Here is a 26,933-nt window from a genome sequence, read left to right as displayed (position 1 = left end):
ATCTCGCCGGTGTTCGGACCGACCTCCTCGATGCTTGTGGCCGAGCGCCCCACCCGGAACGTGCCCCCGAACGGAGCGCTCGGCACGGACGGCGCACCCGGTCGCTAGCCCGGGACCACCGTGTCGCTCATGCTCGGCTTCCCCTCACCCGACGCGTTCCAGGCGCAGACCAGGATCACGTACTCGTGACCCGCCGTGACCCCCGTGATCCTGGCGGAGCGGGCGGAGGCCGGGTAGCCGATGATCCGGGAGTGGTTCATCGGGGTGCTCTTGTCGTACACCCACACCGCGTACCGGACGATCGAGCCGCTGTGCGAGTCGGTCGGTGCCGACCAGCGCACGTCGATCGAGCCCGCGCCGGCTGTCGCGGTGAGCCCCTGCGGCCGCCCCGCCGTCGTCGGCGCCGCCTTGCCCCGGACCACCGAGGACCACGAGGAACGGTTGGCCGCGCCGTCACCGGCGACCGCGCGGACCCGCACCTCGTAGGTGTGGCCGTCGTAGGGCTGGTCGGTGAACTGCCAGGACATGTCGTAGCGCGGGGCACTCACACCGGGCACCACGTCCTGCCAGTCCGTGTTCGAGCCGGTGGTGACGTCACGCCACTGAACGTCGTAGGTGTGCGCGCCGAAGACCTTGTTCCAGGTGGCGGTGACGCCCTGCTGGGTGCCGTCGAACTTCATGCCGGACGGTGTGGCGAGCGACCGGCCGGGTGCGCTGTCCGGTACGTCGGGCGCGGCGGCGCCGATGCCGAACTCCTTGTGCAGCACGGTGCCGAACGCCTGGGCGATGCGGTACTCGCCGAGGGCGTTGGGGTGCAGTCCGTCGTAGGTGGTGGTGCAGGTTGTCGCCTTCGGGTCGCAGCCCATCGCCTTGTTCAGGTCGGCCAGTTCCTCCGGCGAGGCGCTGGTGCTCCAGCCGGGGGCCGCCTTGGCGAGGGCCGCGTTGTAGTCGCTGATGCGCTGGGGGAGGCCGGGGTTCGCGTCGCCCAGGGTGGTCCGCTGGGGGACGTTGGCCAGGACGATCCGCACGTCCGGGTTGACGGCCCGCGCGTTGTCCACGAACTTCTTCATGGTGCCGACCAGATCGGCGCCCGCCCCGTACCAGCCGATGTCGTTGAAGCCCAGCTCGACCAGGAGCAGGTCGGGCGTCCGGCCCTTGGCCTTCAGCTCCTGCATCACCGGCTTGATGGTCGGCACGGTCCGGGTCAGTGAACGGCCCCAAAGGGCGTAGTAAGCCGAGCCGCCGGCGGAGAACCCGGCATTCACGTCCCCGGCGTACTCGCCCTGGACGCGCGGGTCGCCCGGGCCTGGCTCCGTGGGCTCGCCGTCGCCGCTCTCGCCCAGCACCGGCGGCAGCGGCGGCTGCGCGTCGGCCTGCTGCACGGTGCCCCGGTACGGTCCGACGAAGGTGACCGGCCACTTTTTGCTCCTGGCCCAGTCCCACAGCCGGTAGCGCCAGGTGTGGTCGCCCTCGTACCCGCGGCTGATGGAATCGCCGACCACCATGACGTCGCGGATGTCGGTGTGCGTTACGGAGTTGCGGGCGATGATCTCGTCGATGAGCTTGCCGCCGGGGAAGTCCATCATCATGACGCCCATACGGTCCAGGTCGGACCGCCCGCCGAACCGGTCGTCGCGTCCGGCGTAGAACTCCGGGCACCGGTCCTTCTCGGCGCGCAGACACTGGATGAGGAAGTTGTTCACACCGGTCGCTGTCGGGGTGCCGCCCGCCACCGTGTAGGGATGGACGCCTGTCCCGAAGCCGCTGGTGTAGTTCAGATACAGCGCGTCCTGCTTGTACTCGTGGTCCTTTTCACCGGGGCGGCTGCCGTCCCAGGTGCCGTTGGTCCGGCGCAGGTGCGCGCGGACCTTCTCCCATTTGTCTTCGATGTCGCTGATGGTGGACAGCTCGAAGTCGTCCTGCACGTACTCCTAGTTGGAGCCGCCGGACGGGTAGGGCTGCTTGAGCCCGTAGCCGCCGAAGATGCCGCCGCCGGTGTTCCGGTAGCCGAGGAGTACGACCTTTCCGCGTACCTCGCCGAGCGTCGGGACGCGGTTCGACTGGCTCTTGCCGGTGACCGAGGGGCCCCAGAACAGGTCGCGCCAGGCGGTCGACGGGGTGCTCTCGTTACCGTCCCCGGTGTATGAGCGGCCGTTCAGGTAGGAGTCGAAGATCTTCTTGCGCCACTCGTCGGTCCCGAACCCGTCGGCGTCCTTGCAGGAGAAGGTGGAGCCGGTGCACGCCGCTTTCAGGTTCATCAGGACGGTTTCGCCGGGGTGGTCGCTCAGGAAGTCGTTGGTGGCCTTCAGTACGTCGGTGAAGTTGGCGTACTGATAGGTGGCACCGTGGTGGACGGTGAACTTCAGCCCCTCGTCCCCCTTGTCGACCCGGACGCGGATGTCGAGCGCCCGAATGCCGGCGTCGAACTGGGTGGTCAGGGTCTTCGCGCTGAAGCCGTGGTTCTCCTGCGTCTGGGTGATGCTGGTGATGATGCCCGAGCGCTGGCCCGTGTCCGGGTCCGGTGTGTCCCCGCAGAGCGCGAGGCTGTCATGGGTGCCGGGCACCGAGAGCCAGGCGAGGTTGGTCCCGTCCGGGACGCGTGACATCCAGTCGACGTTGACCGTGGAGGCTTCGGTGATGCTGCTGTAGTAGTCGTTCGCCCGGGCGGGGGTGGCGGAGAGGAAGACGCCGGAGACGGACAGCAGCAGGGCGAGGAGCACACCGAACACGGTGCTTGTCGCCACCATCGCCGGCCGGCGCATCAGGGATCTTCGGGACGAGCGGGTCTGGCGTATGACGGTGATCATTTCCATCCTGGGGCGGATCGGTCGGTCGACTGGAGGGCCGCGCGTGCGCGCGCGGGTCATCCGGCGAGATGTGTGATGATTCCCTTGTCGGGCTCGCCGGTTGGTGATCGCAGCCTGCCCGGGACGTCCGTCCCGGGCCAGCCCGGACGGCCGTTCCAGAACGCTGAGACGTTCCACATCCCTGACCAGGCGGGATGCGGCCGCATGGGACACGGGGTGGGACGTGTGGGCGGGGTGGGAACGGTGAGGGACGCCGATACGGCGGCCGGGCTGGGTGAGATGCTGCGCTCGCTGAAGGAGCGCTCGGGCCTCAGCTACAGCGCTCTCGCGGGCCGGCTGCACCTGAGCACCTCGACGTTGCACCGCTATTGCACCGGTGACTCGGTGCCGGCCGAACTCGCCCCGGTCGAACGCTTCGGCCGGATCTGCCGGGCGGACCCCCAGGAGCTGCTGGAGCTGCACCGGCGATGGGCGGTGGCGGACGAGGCACGGCGCGGGAGAGGGGCGAGCCCGCCGCAGGGTGCGGAGGCGCCGGTGCCCGCGCCGGTACCGGTCGTCCAGAGTCCACCGACTGTCGCCGAGCCGACGCCGCGAGCCCGCCAACTCATCTCGCGGTACGTCCTGCTGGGGGCCGCCGTGGTCGCCCTCAGCACCTCCGGAGCGCTGGCCATCGACCGGTTCCGAGCCGAGTCGGTACCGGACCTGACGGTTCCGGCCATCACGGTGCCCGACCCCTCGACCGAGGAGATAGGGGCGGCCGGAGGGAACGTCCCCCTCTCGGCGGCCGTCGTCCCGTCCGACGACGACTGCCCCCGGACGGACGGCACTCGGACCCGTCCCACGACGTTCCGCCTGAAGGTGCTGAGCACGACAAAGAACCCCGTGACCATGACCGCCATGGACGTCCGGGTACTGTCCACCGACGCCCTGCCTGCCGAAGTCACCTACGCGGACTGCCAAGACACAGACGCGCAACACCCGTTTGCCGTGGACCTGGACGCCCCCGAGCCCCGGGCCGTGAGCCCGAGGCGCGGCTTCCCGTACGAGGCGTCCGCCGGGACCCCTCTGGACCTGGACGTCACCGCGCACACGTCGAAGAGCGAGGTGCGCTGGTACCTGGAATTGAGATGGACCCAGGGCCCCCGCTCGGGCACGCTACGGATCGACGACGGCGGTCACCCGTTCCGCACCGGAGCGGTGAAGTAGCGCCGCCCCCTCTCAGGTCCGCACCGCCAGGCACTGCCACCCCACCTCAAGTGCTCACGTTGGTCATGTCCTTGAAGCTGCGGACGTACTCCGAGCGGACGCGGGCGGCGGGAGCCACCTCCGTACCGGCGACGACGCTGCCTGTGCCCCGGCGCGGACGTCGCCCGCACCCCCCTGATCATCGGCGACGACCACTCCGAGCACGAGCAGCTGGGGCACGCGCCGGACACCGGCACCCGGCAGGGCGCCTTGTTCACGGACGACATCCGCTGCCCCGTACACGCAACGGACCTGGCCGCCGCCCTGAGGGAGATCGCCACTCCGACGCCACCGGCGTCCCGTCGTACAGGCCGGTGGTGGACTGCGTCTTCTCCAGTCGGTCCCTGGTCGCGGCCAACGCCTGGGCGATGGGGCCGTTGATGATGAAAGCCGGCGTCCGGCTGGAGGACAGCAAGGGGCCGGTCACCCGGCGGACTCCGGCGCGACTGCCGTTTGTTCGGCCTCGGAGCTAGGCGGGACGCCGATGCGCAACTGCCCGGGCCGCTGTGCTCTGGCTGTGCGGGCCAGGGTGAGCGCGGCGGTCATGGCCAGAACGACGAGAGCGGCGCCCGAGAGGAGGAAGGCGTCCTTGACTCCGGTGAGTGCGATGGTGGTCGAGGCCACGAAGGGAGAAACGGCCAAGGCTCCCGCCACTCCGGCCTCCCACAGGCCCAACGCCTTTGCCAAATGGTGGCTCGGTATGCGCTGCTGCACCAGCGCGATCAGCGGGATGTCCGTGAGGGCCGAGGCCAGCCCTGTGGCGATCAGGAGCACTGCGGCCCCGGCAGTGGAGGTGACGATTCCGAGCGGCGCACGGAAGATTCCGAGCAGGGCCCAGGCCAGCACCGCCGCCAGGGCGAGCCTGCGCATCCGCAAGCCGGCCAACAGGAGCGCCCCCGCCACTTCCGCGACCCCGGCGACGCCCAGCAGCAGGCCGTAGCGGCCGCCCTGCCCCACGACGGCAACCAGCCCCACCGTCAGGAAACCGCTGGTCAGAGCGAGGGCGAGCACGAAGGTCACGATGACCACGAGCACGTCGGGAGCGGCCCGAACGGCCTTGAGCCCGGCGGCGAGATCGGCCCACAGGCCCGCCTGGCCGGCAGCCAGGACGGGGCGGGTCACGCGGATGGCGGCCACGGCACCCGCCGAACCGAGGAAGGTCAGTCCGTTGACCACCAGCGCCGCCCGCATGGAGCCGTAGGTCAGCAGCGGCGCGAGCATGAGCGGGCCGACGAAGAAGGCGGCCCGGAAGGCGACCTGCAGCAACCCGTTGGCCTGTTGCAGACGGTCGGCCGGGACGATCTGCGTGACGATGGCGTTGCGTGCCGGGGCGAACGGGGCGCCGATCAGAGCCAGCAGCGCCGTTGCCGCCACGAGCAGGGACAGGTTCAACAGGCCGAGGGGCAGCAGCACCGCGGCCACCGCCACCACGGCGACCCGGGCCAGATCGGTTGCGATCATCAGCTTGCGGCGGTCGTAACGGTCGGCGTACGAGGCGGACACGAACGTGGCCAGGAACGCGGGCGCGAACGCGGACACGCTGACCACGGCGACGGCCGTCGGGTCCTTCGTCAGCGACCAGGCCAGCCAAGCGGTCGCGGCGGTGTACAGGCCGTCGCCGAAGCGTGAGACGGCCTGGCCGACGAAGAGAAGCAGGAAATCGCGGTCCCTGAGCAGTGACATGCCGCCACTGTCGGATCTCGTCCGGCACCTGATCCACTTATTAGGCAGATGGCTAATCAATGGGGTCTGTGGTGTGCAGGAAGTTCTCCAGGCTGGGAGCGAGACCCGCCACCTGCCCGGGCAGGAGCCGGTACAGGACGTAGTAGCCCTCGCGGCGGCGTTCGAGCAGGTCCGCGTCCGCAAGGACGCGCAGGTGCTTGGACAGGGCGGCCTCGCTGACGCCGACGAGCGGGGCCAACTCCTGGGTGCTGCGCGGGCGTTCGGAGATCAGCCGGAGGGCACGCAGGCGGGTGTCGTCGGCGAGCGCGCGGAGCATGCCGACGAGCTGTGCGGGAGGAATCCTGGGGCGGGCTTCCCGGGCGATCGACGAGACGGGAAAGACGAGCCCGAGGGGCCAGGGGCCATCGCAGTTGACCCGTACGTGCGGCCACACATACGCGCTGGGGGCGAGCAGCAGGGTGTCGTCCGGGCCGATGGCGACCTCGTGGTCGTGCGGGCGCTCCAGCCAGAAGCGTTCGGCCTGCCGGTCGATGCGCACCTCCGGCCACAGGCCGCGGAGCATGCCGTACAGTCCGCGCTGTTCGATCTGGTGCCCGGCCTCGCTCACCCCGGCGGCCAGTTCCGGTTCGATCCGCGCCCATTCCCCCTCGAACGCCTCCCGCCAATAGCGTTCCAGCATGCTCAGGAACCTTTCGAGGAGTGCGCGGGGGTCGTCGAGGAGCATCGCGGCCATCGCTTCGTCGCTCTCCTGTGCGGCGCGTTCCCGCAGCAGGCCGCGTACGTCCGGTTCCCGCAGCGCGTGTGGATCCCTGCCTTCGCCGCCGCCCCGCCACGGCGAAAGCAGCGGGATGGCGAACTCCAGCCGGACCAGCTCCGGGTCCGCCGTGCGCAGGCCGGCCAGCTCGCTGCCGAAGTCCGCGAGCCCGCCGGTCGGCCGCGGAAAGAGGAACTCGGGAAAGTACGAGCGCACCGCGTAGGAGAACGCCTCGATCTCCCGCTTCAGGGCCGGCGACAGCTTGCGCATCGCGCGTACCCAGCCGTGCTGGACAGGGTGATGCTTGGGCTCCACGAGCACATGCAGGCTCAGTACGGCTTCCATCGTCGGCGAGTAGGCGAACCCCACGCGCTCCGCACCACCGGCGGGCACCCGGAACACGATCGTCATACTCGTCATCATCGCCGTCCGGCGGCCCCGGAGGGAGCGTGCCGCGCGAGACGGTGGTCGGCGACGCTGACCCCACGATGACCTGTGCGTCGTTCTCGCCGTGGGCTCCCGATGCGGTCGTGTCGGACGCGGCGAGCACGCCGTCGATCTCCGGATGCCGTTCGAGCAGTTCGGTCATGGCGCGGCGCCCGCTGTCCTGCGTGAAGTCACTCTCGGCGACCAGGGACTTCTCATGGTCCAGACCGGATAGCGCCAGAGTCCTGATAGCCGCGCAGTCGGCATTGGGCGGCGTCCATGTCCGCGCGGTCGCCTACGGACTGCGCAAACCGGTCGCCACGCTACTGGCCGTGGCCGCCCCGTCTTCGCCGTCGGCACCGTGACGGTGACGGTGACGGTGACGGTCGAGCGTCGCCCCATAAGCTGCCACGGGACGCGGGCATCGCCGGGGCGCTCCTTCGAGGCGCATTGACCCAACCGATCCAGCCGGAACAAGACCGGCCCGGCCCCGCAGAAGCCACCCGCCCCCCGCCACCGACCTCGCCGACGCCTGGAGTACCAGCGTCTTGATGGCGTCGTCGCCGACGGAACCGGCACGCGCCGACGACGACCAGGCGGTGGGACTGCGCGAGGCCTACGAAAAGCGCCTGTCGGATGAGGATGGGTGGGTCAAGTACCGGCCGAAGGGCTCGGCCCGTAGTAGGAGTTGATGGGTGCGCGTGCCTCGTCGAGCAGGGCCGGACCCTCCTGCGTCACTGACGGCCAGAGGCCCGACTCCGGGTTGAGTTCCACGAGCTGCTCGGTGGAGAGCGCGTACACGACCCGGCCGATGCCGGAGCGAACGATGCCGCCGCCACACATGCCGCACGGCTGGCAGCTCGTGTACATGGTGGTTCGGGCGGCCGTGCCCGTATCCAGCTCACGGGCCGCCCACCGGGCCAGTTTCAACTCCGGATGGGCCGTGATGTCGTCGTCCCGCCGGACCGTGTTGTGCGCCTGGGCGAGGATCGTCCCATCCGGTCCGGCCAGCAGCGAGCCGTACGGTGCATCGCCCAGCTCCACCGCGCGCGCCGCGATACCGATGGCCTGCCGCAGCAGCACCTCGTCAGCGGGGGTGATCACGACGCCATCTCCCACTGCTCGGCAACCGCGGTGAGCACGCTCCACGCAGCCTCGGGCCGTCGGGTCTGAGCCGGGTCCCCGTGGTAGGGGTCGAGCACCACTGTCTGGGCACCAAGCCCGCGAAGCTCCGCCAGATCACCCACGATCTGCTGCACGTCGCCGACGCCCGCCGGCCGCTCGGCATCTTCGACCGGAGCGTCGGTCAGACGCAGCGCGATCCGCGGCGCGAACCCCGGCAACGCGTTGCCCGCGAGAACCGACCGCATCCGCGTCAGCGGAAGCCTCAGCGGATGCCAGGCATCACCGAACCTGACCGTCCGCCGGATCGCCGCCGCACTGTGCCCGCCGACCCACACCGCAGGCGCGGCTTGGTCCTCCGCCTCCCACACCCGCCGCATCACCCCCAGGTACTCATCGGTCAGCCGGCCCCGCGCGCCGAACGGTACCCCGAGCGCGTCGAACTCCTGCCGGGCCCATCCGACCCCCACTCCGAGCACGAACCGCCCACCGCTGAGCCGTTGCAGGCTGCTTGCCATCCGTGCCGCCAGCAGCGGATGACGGTACGGCAGCACCAACACGGTCGTGCCCAGCCACAGCTCGCCACCACTGCTGCCGGCCAGCCAGGACAGCGTGGTGAACGGGTCGTAGAACGGCTCCGGATACCGCTCCGCCACATCCGGGGTGACGGCCACGTGGTCCGACACCATCAGCAGGTCGAACCCGATCCCCGCCACGACCCGCGCCCACTCACGCAGCACGCCGGGGTCGGTCCCGGGCCCGAAGTTCGGTACGTTGACACCAAGTTGCATGCCTCGAGGTTATTGCGGTGATCACGCTGCGGGGAACCGAACCTTCCCGGTAGTTCCAGCTTCCTAAAGCGAATCTCCCGGTAATATCGCACGATGGCCGTGAACCTCGACGACATCGACTGGGCGATCATCGAGCAGTTGCAGCAGGACGCCCGCGTCTCCCTCAGCGAGCTGGGGCGCCGCGTCAGCCTCAGCCCGTCGGCCACCACCGAGCGGGTACGAAATCTGGAGTCGCTGGGCGTCATCACCGGCTACCACGCCAGCGTGGACCTGGCCAAGGTCGGCTACCCGGTGCTCGCCGTCGTCCGCCTGAAGTACCCCGGCAATCGCCACCAGCCACTGCACCACCTGCTCAGCGAACGCAGCGAGATCCTGGAGTGCCTGCGGACCACCGGCGACGACTGCTACACCCTGAAGGTGGCCGCGACCTCCATGGAACACCTGGAGACGCTCATGGACGAACTGGCCGGCTTCGGCACCACGACCACGAGCGTCGTCTACAGCCGAACACTGCCCTACCGCGGACCCAAGCGGCCCTGACCGACAGCCGACCGCCGCCACATGCCCGCTGATCGGCAATGGGTGCCAGCCATTCCCTTCTTCAGCGGCACGACCCGTGCTCTGGGGCCGGCGGGGTCGGACATCACCTGCTTCATCGCGATCTGTTCCTTGAGGTTGCGCGCCTCGGTGCGGCCCGTGTTTCCCCGGTCCAGGGGCTGGAGGGCGTCCGGGTTCACCCTGACGCCCTCAGGCTTCTTCTTGGCGGTCTCCGCGGCGTCGCCACCCGCTCCAGGTCCTTGAGCTGGTCGGGCAGCTTCATCGCGTCGCCGATGATCGGCAGAAAGCCGGCCATGCCCAGCAGCGTGCCGGTGTTGTCGCCTTCGTCGGCTGAGCGCTTGACGTCGTAGCCGTCGCAGCCGGTTCCGAGGCCAGGCATGCCGGGCAGCCGGAGCCCGTTCCGTTGCAACTGTTGCCGGTGTTGGTGTTGGCGTTGTTGTTGTCGGTCATGGGCGGCGATACGAGCTCTTCATGCGCAGCACGCGGACGGCCGCGTCATTTTGCCGTGATCTCACTTGCCATGGAGTGCGCTCGAAGTCATAGCGTCGAGGACGCAACGGCGCACGAGGCTGTCCAGTGCCCGGTCCTCCTGGATGCCGTCTGCTGGCATCTGTGCTGGATGGACGGGACACTTCGTGCCGCCCGGAGGACGATCAAGCGTGCAGGGAAAGGCTGGGACACGACATGCAGAAGCGCAGTCTGCGGGAATTGCAGGTATCGGCCATCGGCTTGGGGTGCATGGGCATGTCCGCCTTCTATGGAACAGCCGATGAAGAGGAGGGCGTCGCGACGATCCGCCACGCCCTCGAACTCGGGGTGAACTTCCTCGACACCGCGCAGATGTACGGCCCGCTCACCAACGAGTCCCTCGTCGGTGAGGCGATCAGGGGGCACCGCGACGAGTATGTGATCGCGACGAAGTTCAACTACCGGATGGACGACGCCGTACCGGGTGACATCAGCACGGTCGGCCCGCAGGACGGCTCGGCCGAACATGTCCGCAGCTCCGTCCACGGCTCCCTGAAGCGTCTGGGAACTGACCACATCGACCTGTACTACCAGCACCGGGTCGATCCGAATGTGCCAATCGAGGAGACGGTCGGCGCGCTGGGCGAGCTGGTCGCCGAGGGCAAGGTGCGCTACATCGGGCTGAGCGAGGCGAGCGCCCAGACCATCCGGCGTGCGCACGCCGTGCACCCGGTCACGGCCGTGCAGAGCGAGTACTCGCTGTGGTCACGGGACGTGGAGGCCGAGGTGCTGCCGGCCTGCAGGGAGCTGGGTATCGGCTTCGTACCGTACTCGCCCCTCGGCCGCGGCTTCCTCGCCGGGCGGTTCACCTCGCCGGACGACCTGGACGCCAACGACTGGCGCCGCCAGAACCCGCGCTTCCAGGACGCCAATCTGGAGGAGAACCTGCGGCTGGCGGCGAAGGTGAAGGAGATCGCTGTCGAGAAAGATGTGACGCCGGCTCAGCTGGCTATCGCGTGGGTGCTGGCCCAGGGCGAGGACCTGGTGCCGATCCCGGGCACCAAGCGCCGCACCTACTTGGAGCAGAACGTCGCCGCCGTCGACATTGACCTGACGAAGGAAGACTTGGCCCGCATCGAGGCGGAGCTGCCCGAGGCGGCTGGTGAGCGGTACGACGAGGCAGGCATGCGGTCCGTCAACCGGTAGGAGAGGGGCGCACACGCCACACGTGGGGCTCCGCAGGAAACGGAGGAGCGGATCGTCACAGAGAACATCACCCTGAAGCAACAAGTACGACACACAGTTCGCAGTTGGGCCCCTGCCGATGACTCGAACGAGTCATCGGCAGGGGCCCAACTGCTCAGAGTGCCCTAAGGGTCATAGACCCCGGCAGGCGTCGAGGAAGGCCTGTGCTGCGGCCGAGAGTTCGACCTCTGTCACGTCACCGGGTCCCGTGCGGCCACATCCGCCACAAAGTCCTCGACGACGTACTTTGTTCACCACTTGTGACATCAGCCCTCATCGGTAACCGTGCTGCGGGCGTATGCGTCCCCTCTCGATGGGAACGCCCTGTCCGTCACCCGGCGACACTGCTACCTGCGCTCACGGCAAAACTCCGCTGTTCACCGCGTGGGCGGCTCCACCCGCTGACCGTTGTTCACCCGCACGATTCATGAGGGCTTCCCTCAGGGGCTCGTGGCGATCCGTTGCCCTCGCGTACATCCGAAGCTCGGTGCGGAGCGCGGATGTCGACTTCGTCAGGCGACCGGTGAGTATCCACGGGAGCCGCATAGGTCACCGATCCGCAACAGACGGCGCAGAGCACAATGCGATCAGGCAACCGTGGCTGAATATGGTCTCTCAAGCTGACGCGGCTACTCAGTAACCGCTGCCACCACCACAACGGGGGACATATCGTGATGATCACACGTCGCTACAGACCGATCGCTTTCCGGACGCTCACCCTGGGCGCCTGCGTGGCCGGGCTCGTGGCGCTCACCGGTTGCTCCCCGGACTCCCCGAGCGCGGGCGGCACGGCGACGTCGGCCGTCACTTCCTCGCCGACCAAGGGCGAGCAGGGTACCGACGGAACCGCGTCCCCCCAGCCGCTGCCCGCCGACAAGGTTTCACCTTCGGCAGGCGGCAAGGTGTCCCCACCCGCGGTACCGGCGGGCACACCCGCTGCGTCGGCCTCTGGCTCGAAGGCATCAGCTGGCACCGGTGGTGGGGACGACGGCTGCGATCACAAGATGCCGATCTCGCCGGATGAGATCGCCGTATACCGCTACACACCCGAAGGCGGGTCCCTGAGTCTGATCATCCGACACGGCAACTGGGGTTGCGGCACCCCGGATTCCGACGGCGCACCGTTCGAGACGGTCGGCAAGGAGACCTACCTGCCCATGGACCAGGCCGCGTACGTCACCGTCACCGACCCCATCGTGGCAAGCACCGAGAATCAGCCCATCGGCGTGCAGGAGTTTCTCGACTGGCTGGAAGCCCACCCCGACAGCGGCTTGGTCTTCCGCTACCACCTGGGCGCCGACGGAGCCATCGACCGTCTCGAGCAGGTCTTCACCCCCTGAACCAACATGGGCCCGATCGTGTGCATTGCTGCACCAGACCGACCGGTGTCCGCTGCAGTGAAGTTCAGACGCCGGGCACTGCTCGGCGATCTCCACGCTGCTGGTCATGGGCCGAGCGGGAGACGACGTCAATGTCCCGGTCCAGGCCCCGGGTGAAGGCGTGGAGGTGGGGCAGGTCGGCTGTTAGGACTCGGGCGAGCCGGCGTGGCGAGATATGGCTGCGGTCGGCGTCCGCTCGGCCTTGGTTGATGTACTTGCGCAGAAGGTTCAGGCTGCCCGTGGAGCGGAGGGTCTCTTCGCAGAGGTGCTGGACGGGGACGCCGGGGTCTTCACTTCGGCGTTTGCACAGGTGCTCGCGGTAGGGATCGACCAGGCTGGCACGGCACTCGGGGACGCGGAGCATGCGCTCGGGCGGCTCGCCGCTCTTCCTCCACAGCAGGCCGTCGAGGAAGAGCGGCGACGGAGGGCGGGGTCAGGAGGGGACGATCTGCCATTGGTGCCGCGTCAGTGACGCGTACGGCTGCTGCTCGATGTTGGCTCCGTCGGCGGTGCTGCCCTCGTCGACGGCGAGGCAGAGCCCGCTGTAGCGGTTGATGAGGAAGTAGTGGCCGTCACCGGTGGGCGTGACGGCCCAGTGCTGCTGGGGGGCGTTGGCGTCGGCCCAGATGGCCACGTTGCCGCCGTCGGCGCGGGAGAGACCCGCGACCTCCAGGAGCTTGCCGCTGCCCACGTCCTTGATCTCGTAGTAGCCGTCGCCGGTCTTGGCGAAGGTCCACTTCTGGTTCGCCTTGTTGAGCCAGGGCCACTGCTGGACGTTGGTGCTGTTGGCGGTGCCGCCGCCTTCCACGTCGGCGACCTTGCCGCTGTGCCGGGCGACCAGCCGGTAGACGGTGCCGTCGCCGGGCAGCGTGGTGGACACCAGTGCCGGTTTGGCCGTCCGGCCGCCGATGCGGACGCCGCCCATGTTGACGTAGCCGCCGGTGGCCGCGTTGGCCTGGATCCGTACGAAACCCACGTTGCGGGCGGGCCATTCGGCCACCTTGGTCGCGCGGTTACCTGCCCAGGTGCCGGTGGCGACCTGAGTGAAGTTCGTACCGTCGGTGCTGGTGGAGATGGTGTACGAGGTGATGTCGCCGTCGGTGGTGTTGCTGCGGTTCCACTGCTTGGGCAGGTACTCCAGGGTGGAGACGTTGCTCCACACCCCGCCCAGCTCGATGGTGATCGAGTTGCTCAAGGACCACCTGCGTTCGGGAGAGGCCCTTCCGTGGGGCGTGACCACAGGGCCCTGACCAGCCCTTCCCGAGACGCGCTTCCGTCTGGCAGAAGCCGCCTTGCGGAGCCACCGACGGCGTCAGGAACCTGTTCCCCACCACGGCACGCGGAGCGACGACGCCCCGCCGACAGGGACGGCGGTTGCAGCAGCAGCGCTGACCGCGCTCGCCACGGTGCAACCCGCGCAGGCAGTGGACGCACGCCCCCCTCTGCCCGACACCACGGACGAGGCGTTCAACCAGGAATGCCTGGCCGCGCACAATGCCTACCGCGCCCAGTACGGTGCCCCGCCCCTGGCCCTGGACGACGCGGCTCTCGCAAACGCCGTGCAGCGCGCCGAGGCCGCTTCGACGCAGGACGGGCTGTCCACGCCGCCGGGACCGGGATCGAGGGGGTATGGCGAGAACCACTACTGGTTCGCCCCCTACGAGAACGAGCCGGCCTCGTGCGACGAGGCGGTGAAACTCTGGCACGAGGCCCGCTGGACGGCCGGCTACGACGGGGATCGGCCCGGCTACTCGCCCGACACCGCCTCCTTCACCCAGGTCGTGTGGAAGAACACCGACACGCTCGGCTGCGGCCGCGCCTCGGGGCACCGGGAAGGCGAGGAATCGCACCAGACGTTCATCGTGTGCAGCTACGCCCCGCCGGGCAACATCATCGGCCGGTTCCGGGACAACGGGGGGCGCCGAACGGCGGCTGAGCCCTGTTGACCCGTCCTGAGGGCCCGCGCAGTGTAACGCGGCGCGGGCCCTCAGCGGTGCGGGCGAGAGCTGACCCCAGCAGCGCACCCCCAACCCTCTGACCGGTGACCTTGCCCCTCAGCATTCGGTTCAGGCCCCCGTCAAGACCGACGCCGCGGGGCGCCTCAATCCCGGCCAGCCGGGCGGCGGCGCGAACGCGCGGTGCGGCGAGCGCGTGACGGTGACGTCCGCCAGGGGGCGCAGCTGGTGCTCTGCCGCCGGATGAGATCCGCGATCGCGCCGTCGGCGCGGGTGCCCTCACCGTCATCACGGTGCTCATCACCGGCACACTCGCCTACCGCCTCACCGCACGCGTTCTGGGCCAGCGCCGCATGCGCGCGTGGGAGACCGAACGGCAGCAGACCGCCCGCCGTGAACCACCTCCACATGAGTGGAGCGCCTGCCGACCAGCGGCTCGGTTACCGGTTCCCTTGACGGAGGACCAGTTAGCCAGGCGGCCCGGCCGTTCGGTGGTTGTCACCCGTTCGGGTGTCCTGGTACGCGCTGCCGCCAGGCGCCGTACAGGCTCAGAGGTAGCTCTTGGCTGTCGGCGGTGCCGGAACGAAAGGACTCGTTATGGCGGTCCATGACAAAGTGCGCACTATTGGGCGCAGTGGTCTGGAAGTGCTTGACATTGCTGTGTCCAGGCAGTGCACAGTCGAGATCAAGGAACCCCGCGATACCCTCGCTCTCACTCGGCGCCTGAATGGGGTGAAGCTGGATGTGGTGGGCGACCCCAACTTCGCAGGGCTCAAGTTCGGGCAGACCATTCCTTGGGGCAGCATTCGGGCTTCCGGGCCTGAAGGGTTGCGGATCTCCTACCGGGTGCGGACTGGGCGGGATGTGACGGGATCCCCGGAGTTCTAAAGCTCAACGTCGTGGAGCTCACCGACGGTCAGCGAGCCGAAATCGTGGGAGAACGGGTCAAGCTCATCGCAGCCGGCCTTCAGCCCTCGATCGTGGACGCCGGGGCCAAACTCCTGGAGCAGCTTCCCAGGATGGTGCAGGGAGGGAAGTGAGGGCGGCGTATCGGGCTGGGGTGAACAGCACCCCTCCATCAGAGGCGCCGCTTCGACTGTCCCGAGGGGAGCAGACTGCTGGGAGCGGTCAGGGAGCCGGTGACCGCGCCGACGATCGCCTCGGTCGTCTCACCCACCTTGTACGTTCCGCCACCCCGCACCGCAGGCTCGTACACGCCGTCCAGCCGCTTGAAGAGCACGCCTTCCATCCCGACCGACGCCCACGTCAGCCACTCACGCACCGTGTCCGGGTCGGTAGTCGCCGGGCACAGCACCAAGGGGGCGGATACCGACGGGCGGCGAACACGCTCTCTAGCGCGGCCCCACGCCGAGCGAGATGGCCAGCTGGTCGTATCGCTCCCCGGACAACCTCAGCAGATCGAACGCGACGAAGTGGGCCGGCCGCTCGCTCGCCGCCCAGGCCGCCCCGGTGCCGCGCCGCTGAAGCCGGCGTGCAGGGCCCTGTCTCCGGACGACCTCCTCATGGACAAGGACGGCCGTATCGCGATCGGCCGGTGCCACGAAGGTCGTCCCCGGAGGCGGCCGGTTCGCCGCCCGGTGCCGAGCCCGCCGCGTGGTCGCCCCTCTGCGGGCCGCCGTCAAGCACTCCCCCCGCCGTCATGGCGGACTTCACCCTCCACCGGCGATGGGTGGAGACGGACGGCATGGCGCAAGGCGTCGTCACGATCTACGCCGAGCACCCCGCCATCGAGGAGAGCGCGGCCGCGTCCACCCGCCGCGCGTACAGCGCCGAGCACGGGCGGACGGCAGTGCCGGCGACCGGCGGCTCGGCTAAGGGGTGAATAGCGCTCCTTAGCTCCGGAGAACAGCCCCTTACGACGAAGTATCCGCGGGTCGCCTCCCGAAAAGATGACCGGTAGGGATGCGAGGGGAGGGCGCCGTGCAGAGCGCGGCGGTCCTCGAGGACGCACGTCCGCGCGAAAGGCCGGCCCCGCATCTGCGCTACGACATGCGGCGTCAACCGTTCGGCCGCATCCTGAAGACCGGCCCCCTGATCGGCCCTAGGCCCACAGTCGCGGGGAGGTCCCATGCTCGTCCTCGCGCTCGTGATGCCGATCCTGATGATGGCGACCCTGTTCGCCCTGGACGCCCTCGAAGGCTTTCTCTTCCCGCCCCCCGACTCTGCGGACGACGAAAGCCTCACCACCGATGCGCAAGATCGCTCATCCGTAGAATGACGGGCATGGACATGCGGACGGCCGTCGACGCCCTTGCGGAGGAAGCCAGACGGCTGATCCGTGATCAGGTGTGGGTCCTGACACCCACTGACCGAACCGTCGCGGCGAAGGCCGCCGCCGACCTGCGCGCCGCCGTGGGCGCCCCGCAGTCCCAGCAGGCCCTGTCCGAGGTCGACCGGTTGGAACATCTGCGGGAAGCACTCGCTGCTGTGGCCATCGCCCTCGCCCACGTTCATGGACGCCTGGCCTGGTTCCTGGGCGCAGCCGCTACCGCACTCACGCCCGTCCTTCACTGGCGCGCCGTGCCTGCCGAAGGCGGCCCCACCTTCGGTGCCGTTGTGCCGACTCCACAGCAGTACACGGAAGCCGAAGACGCGGTCCGCCGACTCCAAAGCGCCTTGGCCAGCCTCAGCACCGCCTGACACCATCCGGCCGGGGAGCGGTGACCCGTTGGAATCGGCCGGTTAACTCGGCCGGACATGGCCAGGGCCCGGCGCCGCACCGGGCCCTACCACCACCCCACCCTGGGGCACCCCAGGAGAGGGGCGCAGGGGCACCCCGCGCGGGCAATGTCCCACCACACACCACCCGACAACCGGAGCAAGCGGCCACCGGGTCAGTCGTCCTGGTCCCCGGAGGTGTCTCGTGTCCGGTACACGGTCCGCTGCGCGTACTGCCGCAGCAGCTCGCCCGGCCCGGGTCGTACAGCAGGGCGGCCCCGAAAACTCCGCCGCCCACACGCTCGGAAATTCTGCCGTGCTGGGCGACGGCGACCCACAGGCACGCGTGCTTCGCTTGGGCGGCGGAGGGCGCTGTCCCGGTTGTGGAGGGGCCGAAGGCGAGGGCTACGTCACAGACCTTGGAGATGTTCTAGCCATTCATGATGTGACGGAGACGCTCTGTAGTCGTGCGCGTCTGGCGGCTTCACAGTGCGGCAGGTGGCACGCTGCGCCTTCAGCATTGCCTGTCGCGCGCGGTGAACTGGCACCTTCACCCCCAGGTCGTGTGGAAGGACACGACACGCTCGGCTGCGGCCACGCCCCCCGAACACCCGGAAGGCGGGGAGCCGCACCAGATGCTAATCGTGTGCAGTTACGCCCCCGGGCGGCATCATCGGGCAGACCCTACCGAGGCAACGCCGTATCCCTCTGGATGAGTGTAGATCAGGCGAGCTCTGTCCAATCGGAGACGCCGTCACCTGCGCACCACCACAGTGAGGCTTTGAACCTCATGGCGGCGTGATCGAAGTAGCGGATCGCGAGGAGGTCACCAGCTTTACCCACCACACTGCCGTTTGGATTCCCGGGAGTCGCGATGAACTCCGTCAACTGTTTCGGGCGCAGGTGGACTTGCCCCCTGTCTCTGTGCAGCACGGAAAAGATCCCTCCGGGACCGTTCTGTGAGCAGAAGAGCCCTCCAGGGCCGTCGATGCCCTCCCCCACCATCCCTGCTGCCTCAGCCGAGGTTCCGACCACGGCGTGCCGCTTGTGCGTCCTTACGCGTAGGGCTTCGTCGTCATTCTCAACCGGGATCACTCCGGGACACTTCAGGTCCTTATCCTCTGGCATTCGCACACCTCCGGATCACGCTTCTATACGCCCACCTTCAGGGCTGGCAGGTCGGGGCGCATCAAGACCGCGCCTAAAGTGTCCCCGGACCGGAAGATCATCGTGCCGGTGGGGGCGGTGCTCGGATACTCACTTGCAGTACCTCTCCTGGCGTTCGGCTGTCGGCTGTGCACGGCCCGGCGTACAGGGCCGCCGTGCGGGTGGTCCGCACGCGCCGCGGTGGGAGCGTGTGTGTCCGGCACGCGCAGTGGCTCTTGGTCGCCACCAGCCGCCGGAACGCCTGGATCTGCGGGGTCGGCTCCGGCGCGCAGATTGGCGTCATCTTCCTGCCAGGAGGCTGAGAGGGGCCGAAGCTCACCTGGCCTGGACGGACATGACGCTGATGAAGCGCTGGCTGACGGAACCGGTGGCCGACCTGCCTACCGCAGGGCGCCGAACCACCGCACCACGGCGGCGGTCCCCGCCTGCTGGGACCCCAGATGGCGCGAGCCTTCGTAATCAGGGGTACCGAGGCCGATCACCGGGGCATGGATGCCGCGGGCACGCAGGGCGGCGTCACATTGGGCGGTGTTGGCGGTGACGGCCTGCTCGTCCCCATCGGCGTAGTAGAGCCGGATCGGAACTTGCGGCGTCCAGTCCGTGCACACGCCGTCGGTGATCCGCAGGGCCGCCGCCAGCTCACCGGTGGGGTGGGCCAGCATCGCCCGGCCGCGGGGGGTGAGGAGCGCGTCGATGGAGGCCGGGGTGCCTGTCACGATCTCCTGACCGGTGTGCGTACCGTCCAGCAGACCCTCGATCGTCTCGTCATACGGCGCCTGGAACACCTGGGCCGGCGTGTCGTAGAGGCGGTGCAGGCGGTTGAAGGCGGCCAGGGTGAGCGCCGTGTAGATCACGCTTGCCTTAGGCTCTGTCTGCCCGGACAGCAGCGCGGGGAGCTCCGCGTCGCGGAATGCGTACGCGCCGCTGATGGGTGCCACGGCGCGTAGCCCGAACCACGTGTCGGCGCCTTCCTGCAGCGACCGGGCCAGCCCCAATGCCGCCGAGGCGCCCTGTGAGAAGCCGGTGACCAGTACCTCGCGCCGCAACTCCCGGCCCTTCGCCCTGACGACAGCGCGGGAGGCCCGCAGCATGTCCAGGGCTGCCGTCGTCTCCGTGGGCACATCCATCCAGGGGTGCGGGCCGGGGCCCAAGCCCAGCCCGAGGTAATCGGGGAGCACCGTGGCGAATCCCGCGGAGGCGTAGGTCAGGGCGGGCGCCTGGTCCCAGACGCTGGTCGAGACCGAGGCGACGTCGTCCTTGGACAGTTCCGTCCCGTGCGTGAAGGACACGGTCCGCAGCCGCCGTTCGCCGCTGCGAGGCAGGGCGAGCAGTCCGCTCGCGGTCGTGGGCCGGCCGTGAGGGTCGACCGTGCGGTACACGACCCGGAAGGTGTCCAGCCCGTACCGCACGGCGCCGGTGCCCCAGGCACCCCCCTCGTCCCCCGCCATCTCTGCCGCGACCTCGCGGGCAGCCAGCGTGCGCAGGTGCTCGACCGACACGAGCGTGCCCCGCGACAGCTCCGTCGGAACCGGCGCAACGGCGGTGGCCCGGGGCTCCACCGCTCCCTGGGCGACAACGGTCGTCGTGCCGATGGCCGTCAGCGCCATCAACACCGCCGAGACCATCAGCACTCTGCTCATTCGTCTCATACCGTGACCGTACGTATCCGTCGACACAGCCGGCCATCCGGCCGACCTTCCGACGTGGGTGGGGTTCTCCCGAGGGCGCGTTCGGGTGCGGGGCTTCGTGGCATGGCAGACGATCCGCATTAAGGCGCCGAGGTTGCTGACACGGATCCGCGGTCGGGCCGCCCGCGTAGAGCCGTGACACCGACTGCCACTCAGGCGAGCCACTCGTGAAGTGCCCTTTGAAGGCCATGGCTTTGTGCGCGCCCGTTCAGGAATGCTCATCAGCTGCCTCTTGGACGGGGTCTGACTCTTTGCGAATTCCGGCAAGGGCCGAGGCGACGAGGGCGACAGCGCCGTCGTCGTCGTGGGCCAGCCGGCGGAGAACCTCCTGCGCGGTGGTTCCCTCGATCTCGACCAGCGTCTGGGTAAGGCGGATCCGCGTCGCCGAGTTCGCGGTGGGCGCGGCCAGTTCGCCGACCAGGGCGGTCGTGATCCGGTCCGCGCATTCGGGGGCCAGGGACAGCACTCCCAGAACGTCCGCAGCGTCCACGTCGTTGGGGCCCTCCACCACCATGCTGATGAGTATGGGCACGGCCGCGTTCACGCCCTGCCTGCCCAGAGCCAGAGCAGCGTGCCCGCGCACCGTCGCGTCCGGGTCGCCGAGGGCGTCCATGAGCGCTGCGGTAGCGGCCGGAGCCTCGGGCATCTCGGCGATCGCCAGCACCGCGCGCCGCCGGATGTCGGCCTCCTCTGAGTGCAGGCCGGCCTGCAGCGTCGCCACGCCGTCGCCGCCCGATCGGGCGAGCGCCCAGCGCAGCGCGCCTGCGACGTGCGGGTCGGTTTCGGTCAGGACCGCCCCAGCCAGCAGATCGGCGGGTACTGGCAGGTCCTCCGGCCGGGTCAGGACAGCCTGCTGTCTGTGCGCGGCGCTGGTCGAGTTGAGTTGCCGCATGAGTTCGACGATGCGCAGGACTCCCTGCCAGTCGGTGGGGGCCGACGCGTCGATCGCACGGAGCCGCTCGAGCAACTCCTGTTCTCGCGCCAGGCGGTCCTCCGTCCTCCGGATGATGTCGCTGACCAGGTCGGACGGAGTGAAGGTCGGGTCCTGCAGTGCGCGCCCGATCTGCTTGAGCGAGAGCCCGAGGGACCGCAGGCTCTCCACGTGGAAAATCTTGCGGACATCCTCGGCAGAGTACTCGCGGTAGCCACCGGCCGTGCGGCCCGTGGGCCGCACCAGCCTAAGGGCGTCGTAGTGCCGCAGCATCCGGGTGCTCACCCCGGAGTGGCGGGCCACATCCCCGATCAGCACTCCACGCCCTCCGCCTCTGCAGCTTTCGCAGCTCCCACGGCCTCGGTCGTCTGCGCGGTCTCGGTGGTCTTCGAGCTCTCGCTGTCCGCCAACGCAGCAGAAAATCCGGAAGCTCGTTCCGGGCCGAGTGCGACCACGCGCTTCGCCTCGTCGAGGGCCGCCTCGAAACCGGTTGCCGGGTTCTGCCGGAGCAGCTCGGTGGCACGGGCGTGGGCGGCCACCGCCGGGTCGGCACTGTCCGCGGCCCGCTCCAGGGCGGCCTTGTTCACGTCACCGAGGTCGACCAAGGCCCGACTCAGGCTCAGTTGCACATTGCGGTCGCCGCGGCCGAGCTGCAGAAACAGTTCGTCGGCCAGGCCCGTCTGCCCGTCCTCGGGCACGAGGACGACCGCGACGCGCCACGCGGTCCGCGCGACCTCGTCGTCGGCGTCCCGCAGCAGGTCGCGGGTGACCCAGGCCCACGTGCTCTTGTCGCCGATCTTCGAGAGTGTGTGCAGGGCCTGACAGCGAGCCTGGGGTCGCTCGGAGTCGAGCTCCTGGCGGATCCGGGGGAGGGTGATCTCCGGCGGGAGTCGGGTCAGCGCCCAGGACAGCATGTCTCGTACGAAGAAGTCCGGCTCGACCGCGCACCGCTCGACGAGCGGCTCCAGGAACACAGGGTCGGGGTCCGAGCCGACCGCCAGGGCAGCCTGAAGCCGGACCGACGCGTCATCGGCGCTCAAAGCATTGGTCATACGGGTGTGCCGCGGGGCCATGCCGGTCGTGTCGATCGGGACCACCTCCTGCGCTCAAGTGAAGTCCTTGTCACCGTGTCAAGGTCAAGGCCACGACCTGCGAAGCGGGGAATGCTCTGGTCAGGGCATCCTCTCGGACCCGCTGGCTGGAGACGGAACCGGCGACGCAATCACACGCTGATGCTGTTGAGAGCAGCGGTGGTAGGCCGGCGGCCGTACGTCATGAGCCGTCCCCTGCGTTGGACAGTTTTCGGGGGTTGCCCATTGTTCACTGGCCGGGGAAGTGCCCTGCTGCGGCGCCGCCACGTCGCTGGACGTGTTGGACTACGCCTGGCCGTGCCGCTTCGCCCGCTTCGAGATCGCCATCTGGAACCCGCACGTAACTGGTTCGGCGACGAGGAGCCGGCCACTATCAGCGACACACTCGGGCATCCGGTGAAGCAAGTAAGAGCCCACATTTAATGTCTCCGCAGAAACCAATGTGCAGCCGTCCCGCCCGACATCACCCATCCAAGTTCTGACGGCACCTCACGTCGAAACAGATTTCAGAAACACGCGGACACCAGCCTATCGACCATGTCCGCTCCCACGCCCGAAAAATGCCTGCCCACGACACGGGACAGCAACTACTGTCCTGGGACATGCAATTGACCGTCCTCGGGGGCTGCGGAGCGTGGCCCACCGCAGCACAGGCATGCAGCGGCTACCTCGTCGACTACGCGGGCTTCCGCCTGCTCATCGACCCCGGCTATGCCACACTGCCTCGCCTGCTCGAACACGGCACCGTCGACGCAGTCGACGCCGTGCTGATCAGCCACGGGCACCCCGACCACTGCGCCGACCTCAATCCTCTTCTGCGCGCCCGGGGCCTGAGCGACACGCCACCGCCGGCCCTGCCCGTCTACGCACCGCACGGTGCCGTCGACGCTGTTCTCGCGCTGGACAAACCGAGCATGCTCGCCGGGGCGTACCGCCTTCACGAGTTCCAGCCGGGCGACCAACTCGACATCGGCCCGTTCAGAACCGACACCTGGCTCCTTCCACACTTCGTGCCCAACGCCGGCATCCGACTGACCACACCGGAAGCTGTGCTCGCCTACACCGGCGACACGGGACCGAGCCCCGACATCCTGCGCCTCGCTCAGAATGCCGACCTGCTGTTGTCAGAAGCCACATTTATCCACGCGGTGCCGTCCGCCGACGCGCCGTATCTGCTGACCGCACGCTTGGCTGGCCAGTACGCCAGCCAAGCAGATGCCGCCAGGCTCATGCTCACCCACCTGTGGCCAGGGACAGACCCTGAATCCGCACATGATGCAGCCGCGGGAGCCTTCCGGCACCCCATACATGTCGCAACCTCCGGGCTGAAGATCAATGTCACCCGAACAAGCGGTCAAACGGTGGCGAAACCCATAGTGAGAGGACCTATTAAGGAAATCTAATTCCAGGACGGCGACAGCCGCGCCATGACCTTGGGATGCCTACGCGTCAGGCGTGGCCGTGCCATGCGGAACGGTGGATGACACGGTTCGCCCGCAGGGGGTCATCTGATACGTCCGCTGCTCGTAGGCCTCCGCGTCGAAGCCGGGGGGGACGGCCGCCGAGTCGGTCTCGTCGCCGGCAGTGGCCGAGTCGGTCGGACGGCTGCGGGGATGACGACAGGGATGCCCCGGCGTCGCAGGTGGCTGCAGATGGTGCGGGAGGAGTACGCGTGGTCGGCCAGGAGAGGGCGATAGGCCAACCGCTTCGCCCGCGACTACGGCATCACCTACCGCCCCCTCCCTTCAGAACTCGTAACACGATCTTGCTGGCGTGCAGCGGCTGGTCGGGGGTGCTGCCGCTGCCAAGGGTCACAGGCTTCGGCGGAGTCATGCAGGGATGAAGCTCGGCCACCAAGGTGGGACGTTGCCCGGGCACAACGGTGCGGGGTAGGAGTCCGGCATGCCGAGCCATGTGACAACAAACCAGGTGAACCACAGGGTGAAGATGAGCCCTGCAGCCAGGGCTGTCCTGCGATGACGCCTTCCGACGGTGCTGTGCAGGATCACCCACGAAACCGCAGCGGCGATCCATATGAGAGGGACAAGAAACAGCAAGGTTATGCCATTGGTTACGCCGTTGCCGATGTCACATACAGCCCATGCATTCCCAATGGCAGCAGTGGACACCACTGCGGTCAGTCCACCGAAGAGGACCCCAAAACCAGTTCCTCTGAACCAGCGGCTCGGAGGACTCGACGGCTCTGCTCCCACGATCATCTCCCCTCCTCGCCGTAGATGCGGAGAGTACCAACGTGCTGAAGCAGCCTGCTGACATCCTGGCCTGCTCTGACACCGGTCAGTCGTTCTTGGGCTTCCGAAGTCATCGCCAGCAGATGACGCTGCAGGCGAGGGAGATGAAGGCGTCGTGAAGTTCGGTGCGGCGTTCCCATCGCACGGCAAGGCGTTGAAGTGGTGGAGCAGGGCGAAGGTCTGCTCCACGACGTAGCGGAGTTTGCCACGGCCCGGATGTTCGGTGCTCCTCTGCGGGGGATGACGGACAGGATATCGCCTGGGCCCGCCACATGGCGGCCGGCTTTCTCGCCCGTGTCCATGCCGAGCACGGCGTGCCCCTCCACAGCGCGCACTGGACGTGACCCAGCTGGTGGTCAGCGAGCTGGATACCAATACGCGCACGTACGCCCCCGGCCCCATCGTGTTGAACCTGCGGATCGTCGGCGACCTGGTCGAGGTCGAGGTGTGGGACTCCGACCCGACCTTGTCGGTAGCCCGGGCCGTGGACGCCGGGCGGGTCGGCCAGCACGGCCTGGAGATCGTCATGGCCGACGCCCAGGGCTTCGAGGTCCAGCACGAGCCGGTCGGCAAACGCATCACCGCACGCCTCGCTCTGGCCGACGACCCCGGTGGCGCCCTCAACGACCAGCCCCCGCTGTAGGAGCTCTGGCCCCCTAATGGTGCTGGAACCACGCCCGGCCACGAGTGCACCCCGGTTGCCGTGTCCGCGCACCAGCTGCTCGAAGAGGCCCCCGCGCTGACAGACGCCGACTGTCGAAGGCTTGGCAAGGGGGCCGGGGCGGGCTGGGCAGCAGCCGCCCTGGGCCGGGTCTGGGATCTGGGCGTCACCGGCAGGGGCAGGCAACCGAGCGGGCCTTCGCTGCGACGGCAGGATGCCTGTGCGGTGAGGCGGGTTGAGTTGCGGCAAAATGCCCGTTCATGCAGCAGCTTCCGATTCCGTGCCCCAGTCATCTGATCCCGGATGCCACCGATACCTTTGGTGCCGTCTACCGGGCGGCCAAGGCGCAGGGTGTCGTGTTCGTCGCCATCGAACGCCAGGGGCAGCAGTGGACGGTGAAGGCGGACGCGTTGACCGCCGGCCCGGGCCACAGGGTCGACGACGCTGTGAACCAGGCACTGCGGGACGCCATCATCCTCCTGGTTCACGAGGGGCAGGCCGGAGCGGACGCCTACAGGGGCCCGATTTATTTCATGCTGCACGACGTACCAAGTGAGGAGCGGGCCCGTGAGCTCGCTGCCGCCTTCCACGCCGCTCTCTATGGCGATCTGGAACCACTGCAGCTCGCGGTGCCCGGCGCCGGCCTGGACACATAAGCACCGCTCGCGTCCGCCGTGGACGGCGATGCTGGGCTGGTCCTCGGGGCGGCAGCCGCCGTCGCGGAGGATCGCCCGGGCCGTCGCGATGACGTGCGTGTCGCCCTCGCACGGGCCGTCCGCGACCAGGCGGCGCTCGGTCGACAGCAGGGCCTCGCCCATCCACCGGAGGACGTGCTGGTCCAGGCCCTCCAGTGCGGAGACGTCGACCAGGCGCGTCAGCGGGCCCTCGTGATCCCCGGAGGTGTCGACGTCCCCACCCACCTGGATCTCCAGCACCGGGGCGGAGCCCAGGGCGAAGGAGCGTGCGGCGAGCGTCCGGCAGAGGGAGGCTGCCGCCAGGACGTCAAGTACGGGTCCGGCTCGAAGGGGTTCGGGCGGACGGCGAACGTCCCGGAGCCGGGCACGGTCCGGATGAGGCCAGCGGCCGCGAGCTTGCCCAGCGCGGCGGACGCGGTGCCCATGGCCACGCCGTACGACGTCATCAGCCTGGACTGCGACGGCAGGCGCTCCCCGGGCCGGATGAGCCGCTGGTGTATGGCCAGGGCGAGGTCACCGGCGATCCGTTCGGCTGGTGTCTCGGTGGAAGTGCTCATGCACCGTAGCGAACCTATCCAGGCAATTCGATAGGTTGCTGAAACTTTCCGCAGGAACTCGCGGAGGCGCAGGGTGTGGCCACGGTGGTCCGCACCGAAGGTGAGCGGATGCGCTTCGCCGACCTGCCGCCTGTGCGGAAGATCGCGACGGTCATCGTCGCCTTGGTGCTCCTGCGGCGTCCTCATCAAGGCTGGCTGACGCCGCGCAGCCGCGTGGCGCGGTGTTCAGGCACGTAGCGGGGATCTGGAGATCGCTTTCCTGGCGCGGCGGCGGACACCGATCGGTAGCTGTGGCGCAGACTCCTCGATCTCTTGCCACTCGGCAGATGTGACGTCGACGTCGGTCTCGGTCAGCCGGTCCCGGTTCGCCAGCCGCAGTTCCACCTGCCGGCGGAGGGTCGCGTAGCGCACAGCTGCTGCTCGATGGCGTGAGGCGAGTTCGGGATAGTTCCAGACCAATTGCCCGGCACTGAGCGCAGCCGCGAGCAGACTGAAGGCGCCGGCTGCCACACGAACCCCGCTGAGGCTGGAGGCCGAGAGAGAGGCGAAGAGTGCTGTTCCGACGACTGTAGACAGCATGGCTGTGGAGACCCCGGTGACGCGGTTCCAGCGATTGAATCGCTCCGAGGCGATGTTGTGGGCCACATGGAGAAGCTGTAAGCCCCGGGCCCAACGCTCCAGTATCTCCACATGGTTTGGACCATCGACACCCTCCACCACATGCCCCCGACTCGGCAGACGCGCCCGGTGCGCACCTAACATCCCGCCTGGCTATGAGG

General features: G+C 68.8%; 26 protein-coding genes and 3 pseudogenes. 12 read left to right on the top strand and 17 right to left on the bottom strand.

All coding sequences use genetic code 11. The annotated features are described in order from the left end of the window. Window positions 1–104: 104 nt before the first annotated feature. Entirely contained in the window at window positions 105–1,925 is a 1,821-nt protein-coding gene (locus AC0665_RS29895) for a GDSL-type esterase/lipase family protein (RefSeq protein WP_478706171.1), read from the bottom strand. A gap of 6 nt (window positions 1,926–1,931) precedes the next feature. Beyond that, window positions 1,932–2,807, bottom strand: a complete 876-nt coding sequence (locus AC0665_RS29890; RefSeq protein WP_478706170.1) for a phosphatidylinositol-specific phospholipase C domain-containing protein — start codon at window positions 2,805–2,807, stop codon at window positions 1,932–1,934. A gap of 243 nt (window positions 2,808–3,050) precedes the next feature. On the opposite strand from AC0665_RS29890, the gene AC0665_RS29885 reads away from it, so the two are divergent. Further along, complete coding sequence (locus tag AC0665_RS29885) at window positions 3,051–4,013, top strand: helix-turn-helix domain-containing protein (RefSeq protein WP_478706169.1); 963 nt, start codon at window positions 3,051–3,053, stop codon at window positions 4,011–4,013. 462 nt (window positions 4,014–4,475) lie between these two features. On the opposite strand, the gene AC0665_RS29880 is transcribed toward AC0665_RS29885, so the two are convergent. The 5 genes and pseudogenes from AC0665_RS29880 to AC0665_RS29860 all read right to left on the bottom strand — a co-directional run bounded on the left by AC0665_RS29880 (window position 4,476) and on the right by AC0665_RS29860 (window position 8,828). Beyond that, the gene (locus AC0665_RS29880) at window positions 4,476–5,735 is read right to left on the bottom strand and encodes an MFS transporter (protein ID WP_478706168.1); all 1,260 of its coding nucleotides are present in this window, start codon (window positions 5,733–5,735) and stop codon (window positions 4,476–4,478) included. Between the two features lie 52 nt (window positions 5,736–5,787). Beyond that, complete coding sequence (locus AC0665_RS29875) at window positions 5,788–6,900, bottom strand: ArsR/SmtB family transcription factor (protein ID WP_478706167.1); 1,113 nt, start codon at window positions 6,898–6,900, stop codon at window positions 5,788–5,790. A gap of 103 nt (window positions 6,901–7,003) precedes the next feature. Beyond that, window positions 7,004–7,199, bottom strand: a pseudogene (locus tag AC0665_RS29870) (LacI family transcriptional regulator); the annotation flags it as partial. 367 nt (window positions 7,200–7,566) lie between these two features. After that, window positions 7,567–8,019: a nucleoside deaminase gene (locus AC0665_RS29865; protein ID WP_478610237.1), complete on the bottom strand. Its 453-nt coding sequence runs from the start codon at window positions 8,017–8,019 to the stop codon at window positions 7,567–7,569. Then, window positions 8,016–8,828, bottom strand: a complete 813-nt coding sequence (locus AC0665_RS29860) for an LLM class flavin-dependent oxidoreductase (protein ID WP_478706166.1) — start codon at window positions 8,826–8,828, stop codon at window positions 8,016–8,018. The genes AC0665_RS29865 and AC0665_RS29860 overlap by 4 nt, the downstream gene beginning before the upstream one ends. 93 nt (window positions 8,829–8,921) lie before the next feature. Between AC0665_RS29860 and AC0665_RS29855 the strand changes: the two genes are divergently transcribed. Beyond that, entirely contained in the window at window positions 8,922–9,368 is a 447-nt protein-coding gene (locus AC0665_RS29855; protein ID WP_478706165.1) for an Lrp/AsnC family transcriptional regulator, read from the top strand. Between the two features lie 193 nt (window positions 9,369–9,561). Here AC0665_RS29855 and AC0665_RS29850 read toward each other — a convergent pair whose 3' ends face one another. Further along, window positions 9,562–9,765 (bottom strand): hypothetical protein, encoded by a 204-nt coding sequence (locus AC0665_RS29850; protein WP_478706164.1) that lies wholly within the window; start codon window positions 9,763–9,765, stop codon window positions 9,562–9,564. Window positions 9,766–10,070: 305 nt separating this feature from the next. Between AC0665_RS29850 and AC0665_RS29845 the strand changes: the two genes are divergently transcribed. After that, the gene (locus tag AC0665_RS29845; protein ID WP_478610233.1) at window positions 10,071–11,060 is read left to right on the top strand and encodes an aldo/keto reductase; all 990 of its coding nucleotides are present in this window, start codon (window positions 10,071–10,073) and stop codon (window positions 11,058–11,060) included. A 770-nt stretch (window positions 11,061–11,830) separates the two neighbouring features. Further along, a complete protein-coding gene (locus AC0665_RS29840) occupies window positions 11,831–12,439 on the top strand; it encodes a hypothetical protein (RefSeq protein WP_478706163.1) in 609 nt (202 codons plus the stop codon). Between the two features lie 121 nt (window positions 12,440–12,560). Here the strand turns inward: AC0665_RS29840 and AC0665_RS29835 are convergent. Both AC0665_RS29835 and AC0665_RS29830 read right to left on the bottom strand, forming a co-directional pair. After that, a pseudogene (locus AC0665_RS29835) lies at window positions 12,561–12,851 on the bottom strand (ISL3 family transposase); the annotation flags it as partial. 60 nt (window positions 12,852–12,911) lie between these two features. Further along, window positions 12,912–13,736 (bottom strand): annotated as a pseudogene (locus tag AC0665_RS29830) (RICIN domain-containing protein); the annotation flags it as partial. Window positions 13,737–13,902: 166 nt separating this feature from the next. Between AC0665_RS29830 and AC0665_RS29825 the strand changes: the two are divergent. Together AC0665_RS29825 and AC0665_RS29820 are read left to right on the top strand one after the other, a co-directional pair. Continuing rightward, window positions 13,903–14,424: a CAP domain-containing protein gene (locus AC0665_RS29825; RefSeq protein ID WP_478706162.1), complete on the top strand. Its 522-nt coding sequence runs from the start codon at window positions 13,903–13,905 to the stop codon at window positions 14,422–14,424. Window positions 14,425–15,332: 908 nt separating this feature from the next. Beyond that, window positions 15,333–15,473, top strand: a complete 141-nt coding sequence (locus AC0665_RS29820; RefSeq protein WP_478610230.1) for a hypothetical protein — start codon at window positions 15,333–15,335, stop codon at window positions 15,471–15,473. 38 nt (window positions 15,474–15,511) lie between these two features. Here AC0665_RS29820 and AC0665_RS29815 read toward each other — a convergent pair whose 3' ends face one another. After that, window positions 15,512–15,715 carry a hypothetical protein gene (locus AC0665_RS29815; RefSeq protein ID WP_478610229.1) on the bottom strand — a complete coding sequence of 68 codons (204 nt, stop codon included), beginning with the start codon at window positions 15,713–15,715 and terminating at the stop codon, window positions 15,512–15,514. Window positions 15,716–16,093: 378 nt separating this feature from the next. Here AC0665_RS29815 and AC0665_RS29810 point away from each other — a divergent pair, with 378 nt between their 5' ends. The 3 genes from AC0665_RS29810 (at window position 16,094) to AC0665_RS29800 (ending at window position 17,094) form a co-directional block, all read left to right on the top strand. Beyond that, a complete protein-coding gene (locus tag AC0665_RS29810) occupies window positions 16,094–16,276 on the top strand; it encodes a hypothetical protein (RefSeq protein WP_478706161.1) in 183 nt (60 codons plus the stop codon). Between the two features lie 246 nt (window positions 16,277–16,522). After that, window positions 16,523–16,672: a hypothetical protein gene (locus AC0665_RS29805; protein WP_478706160.1), complete on the top strand. Its 150-nt coding sequence runs from the start codon at window positions 16,523–16,525 to the stop codon at window positions 16,670–16,672. A gap of 5 nt (window positions 16,673–16,677) precedes the next feature. Next, the gene (locus AC0665_RS29800) at window positions 16,678–17,094 is read left to right on the top strand and encodes a hypothetical protein (RefSeq protein ID WP_478706159.1); all 417 of its coding nucleotides are present in this window, start codon (window positions 16,678–16,680) and stop codon (window positions 17,092–17,094) included. A 741-nt stretch (window positions 17,095–17,835) separates the two neighbouring features. On the opposite strand, the gene AC0665_RS29795 is transcribed toward AC0665_RS29800, so the two are convergent. The 4 genes from AC0665_RS29795 to AC0665_RS29780 form a co-directional block, all read right to left on the bottom strand. After that, window positions 17,836–18,240, bottom strand: coding sequence for a hypothetical protein (locus AC0665_RS29795; protein ID WP_478610225.1), 405 nt, complete (start codon window positions 18,238–18,240; stop codon window positions 17,836–17,838). A gap of 419 nt (window positions 18,241–18,659) precedes the next feature. Further along, on the bottom strand, window positions 18,660–19,928 hold the full coding sequence (locus tag AC0665_RS29790; protein WP_478610224.1) for an alpha/beta hydrolase family protein: 1,269 nt from the start codon (window positions 19,926–19,928) through the stop codon (window positions 18,660–18,662). Between the two features lie 247 nt (window positions 19,929–20,175). Beyond that, the gene (locus AC0665_RS29785; protein ID WP_478706158.1) at window positions 20,176–21,216 is read right to left on the bottom strand and encodes a HEAT repeat domain-containing protein; all 1,041 of its coding nucleotides are present in this window, start codon (window positions 21,214–21,216) and stop codon (window positions 20,176–20,178) included. Then, entirely contained in the window at window positions 21,210–21,938 is a 729-nt protein-coding gene (locus tag AC0665_RS29780; RefSeq protein WP_478610222.1) for a HEAT repeat domain-containing protein, read from the bottom strand. Before AC0665_RS29780 ends, AC0665_RS29785 begins: the two co-directional genes overlap by 7 nt. 653 nt (window positions 21,939–22,591) lie before the next feature. Here AC0665_RS29780 and AC0665_RS29775 point away from each other — a divergent pair. The 3 genes from AC0665_RS29775 (at window position 22,592) to AC0665_RS29765 (ending at window position 25,558) form a co-directional block, all read left to right on the top strand. Beyond that, window positions 22,592–23,392 (top strand): MBL fold metallo-hydrolase, encoded by an 801-nt coding sequence (locus tag AC0665_RS29775; protein ID WP_478610221.1) that lies wholly within the window; start codon window positions 22,592–22,594, stop codon window positions 23,390–23,392. 1,189 nt (window positions 23,393–24,581) lie between these two features. After that, the gene (locus tag AC0665_RS29770) at window positions 24,582–24,884 is read left to right on the top strand and encodes an ATP-binding protein (RefSeq protein WP_478706157.1); all 303 of its coding nucleotides are present in this window, start codon (window positions 24,582–24,584) and stop codon (window positions 24,882–24,884) included. Between the two features lie 278 nt (window positions 24,885–25,162). After that, entirely contained in the window at window positions 25,163–25,558 is a 396-nt protein-coding gene (locus AC0665_RS29765) for a hypothetical protein (RefSeq protein WP_478706156.1), read from the top strand. 218 nt (window positions 25,559–25,776) lie between these two features. Here the strand turns inward: AC0665_RS29765 and AC0665_RS29760 are convergent, their stop codons facing one another. Continuing rightward, window positions 25,777–26,154: a GntR family transcriptional regulator gene (locus AC0665_RS29760; protein ID WP_478706155.1), complete on the bottom strand. Its 378-nt coding sequence runs from the start codon at window positions 26,152–26,154 to the stop codon at window positions 25,777–25,779. 225 nt (window positions 26,155–26,379) lie between these two features. Then, complete coding sequence (locus AC0665_RS29755; protein ID WP_478706154.1) at window positions 26,380–26,916, bottom strand: SLATT domain-containing protein; 537 nt, start codon at window positions 26,914–26,916, stop codon at window positions 26,380–26,382. Window positions 26,917–26,933: the final 17 nt, after the last annotated feature.

Source organism: Streptomyces sp. NPDC043685 (assembly GCF_056436585.1).
The sequence above is the reverse complement of the archived record's forward strand: the minus strand, read 5'-3'. Positions and strand labels throughout refer to the sequence as shown.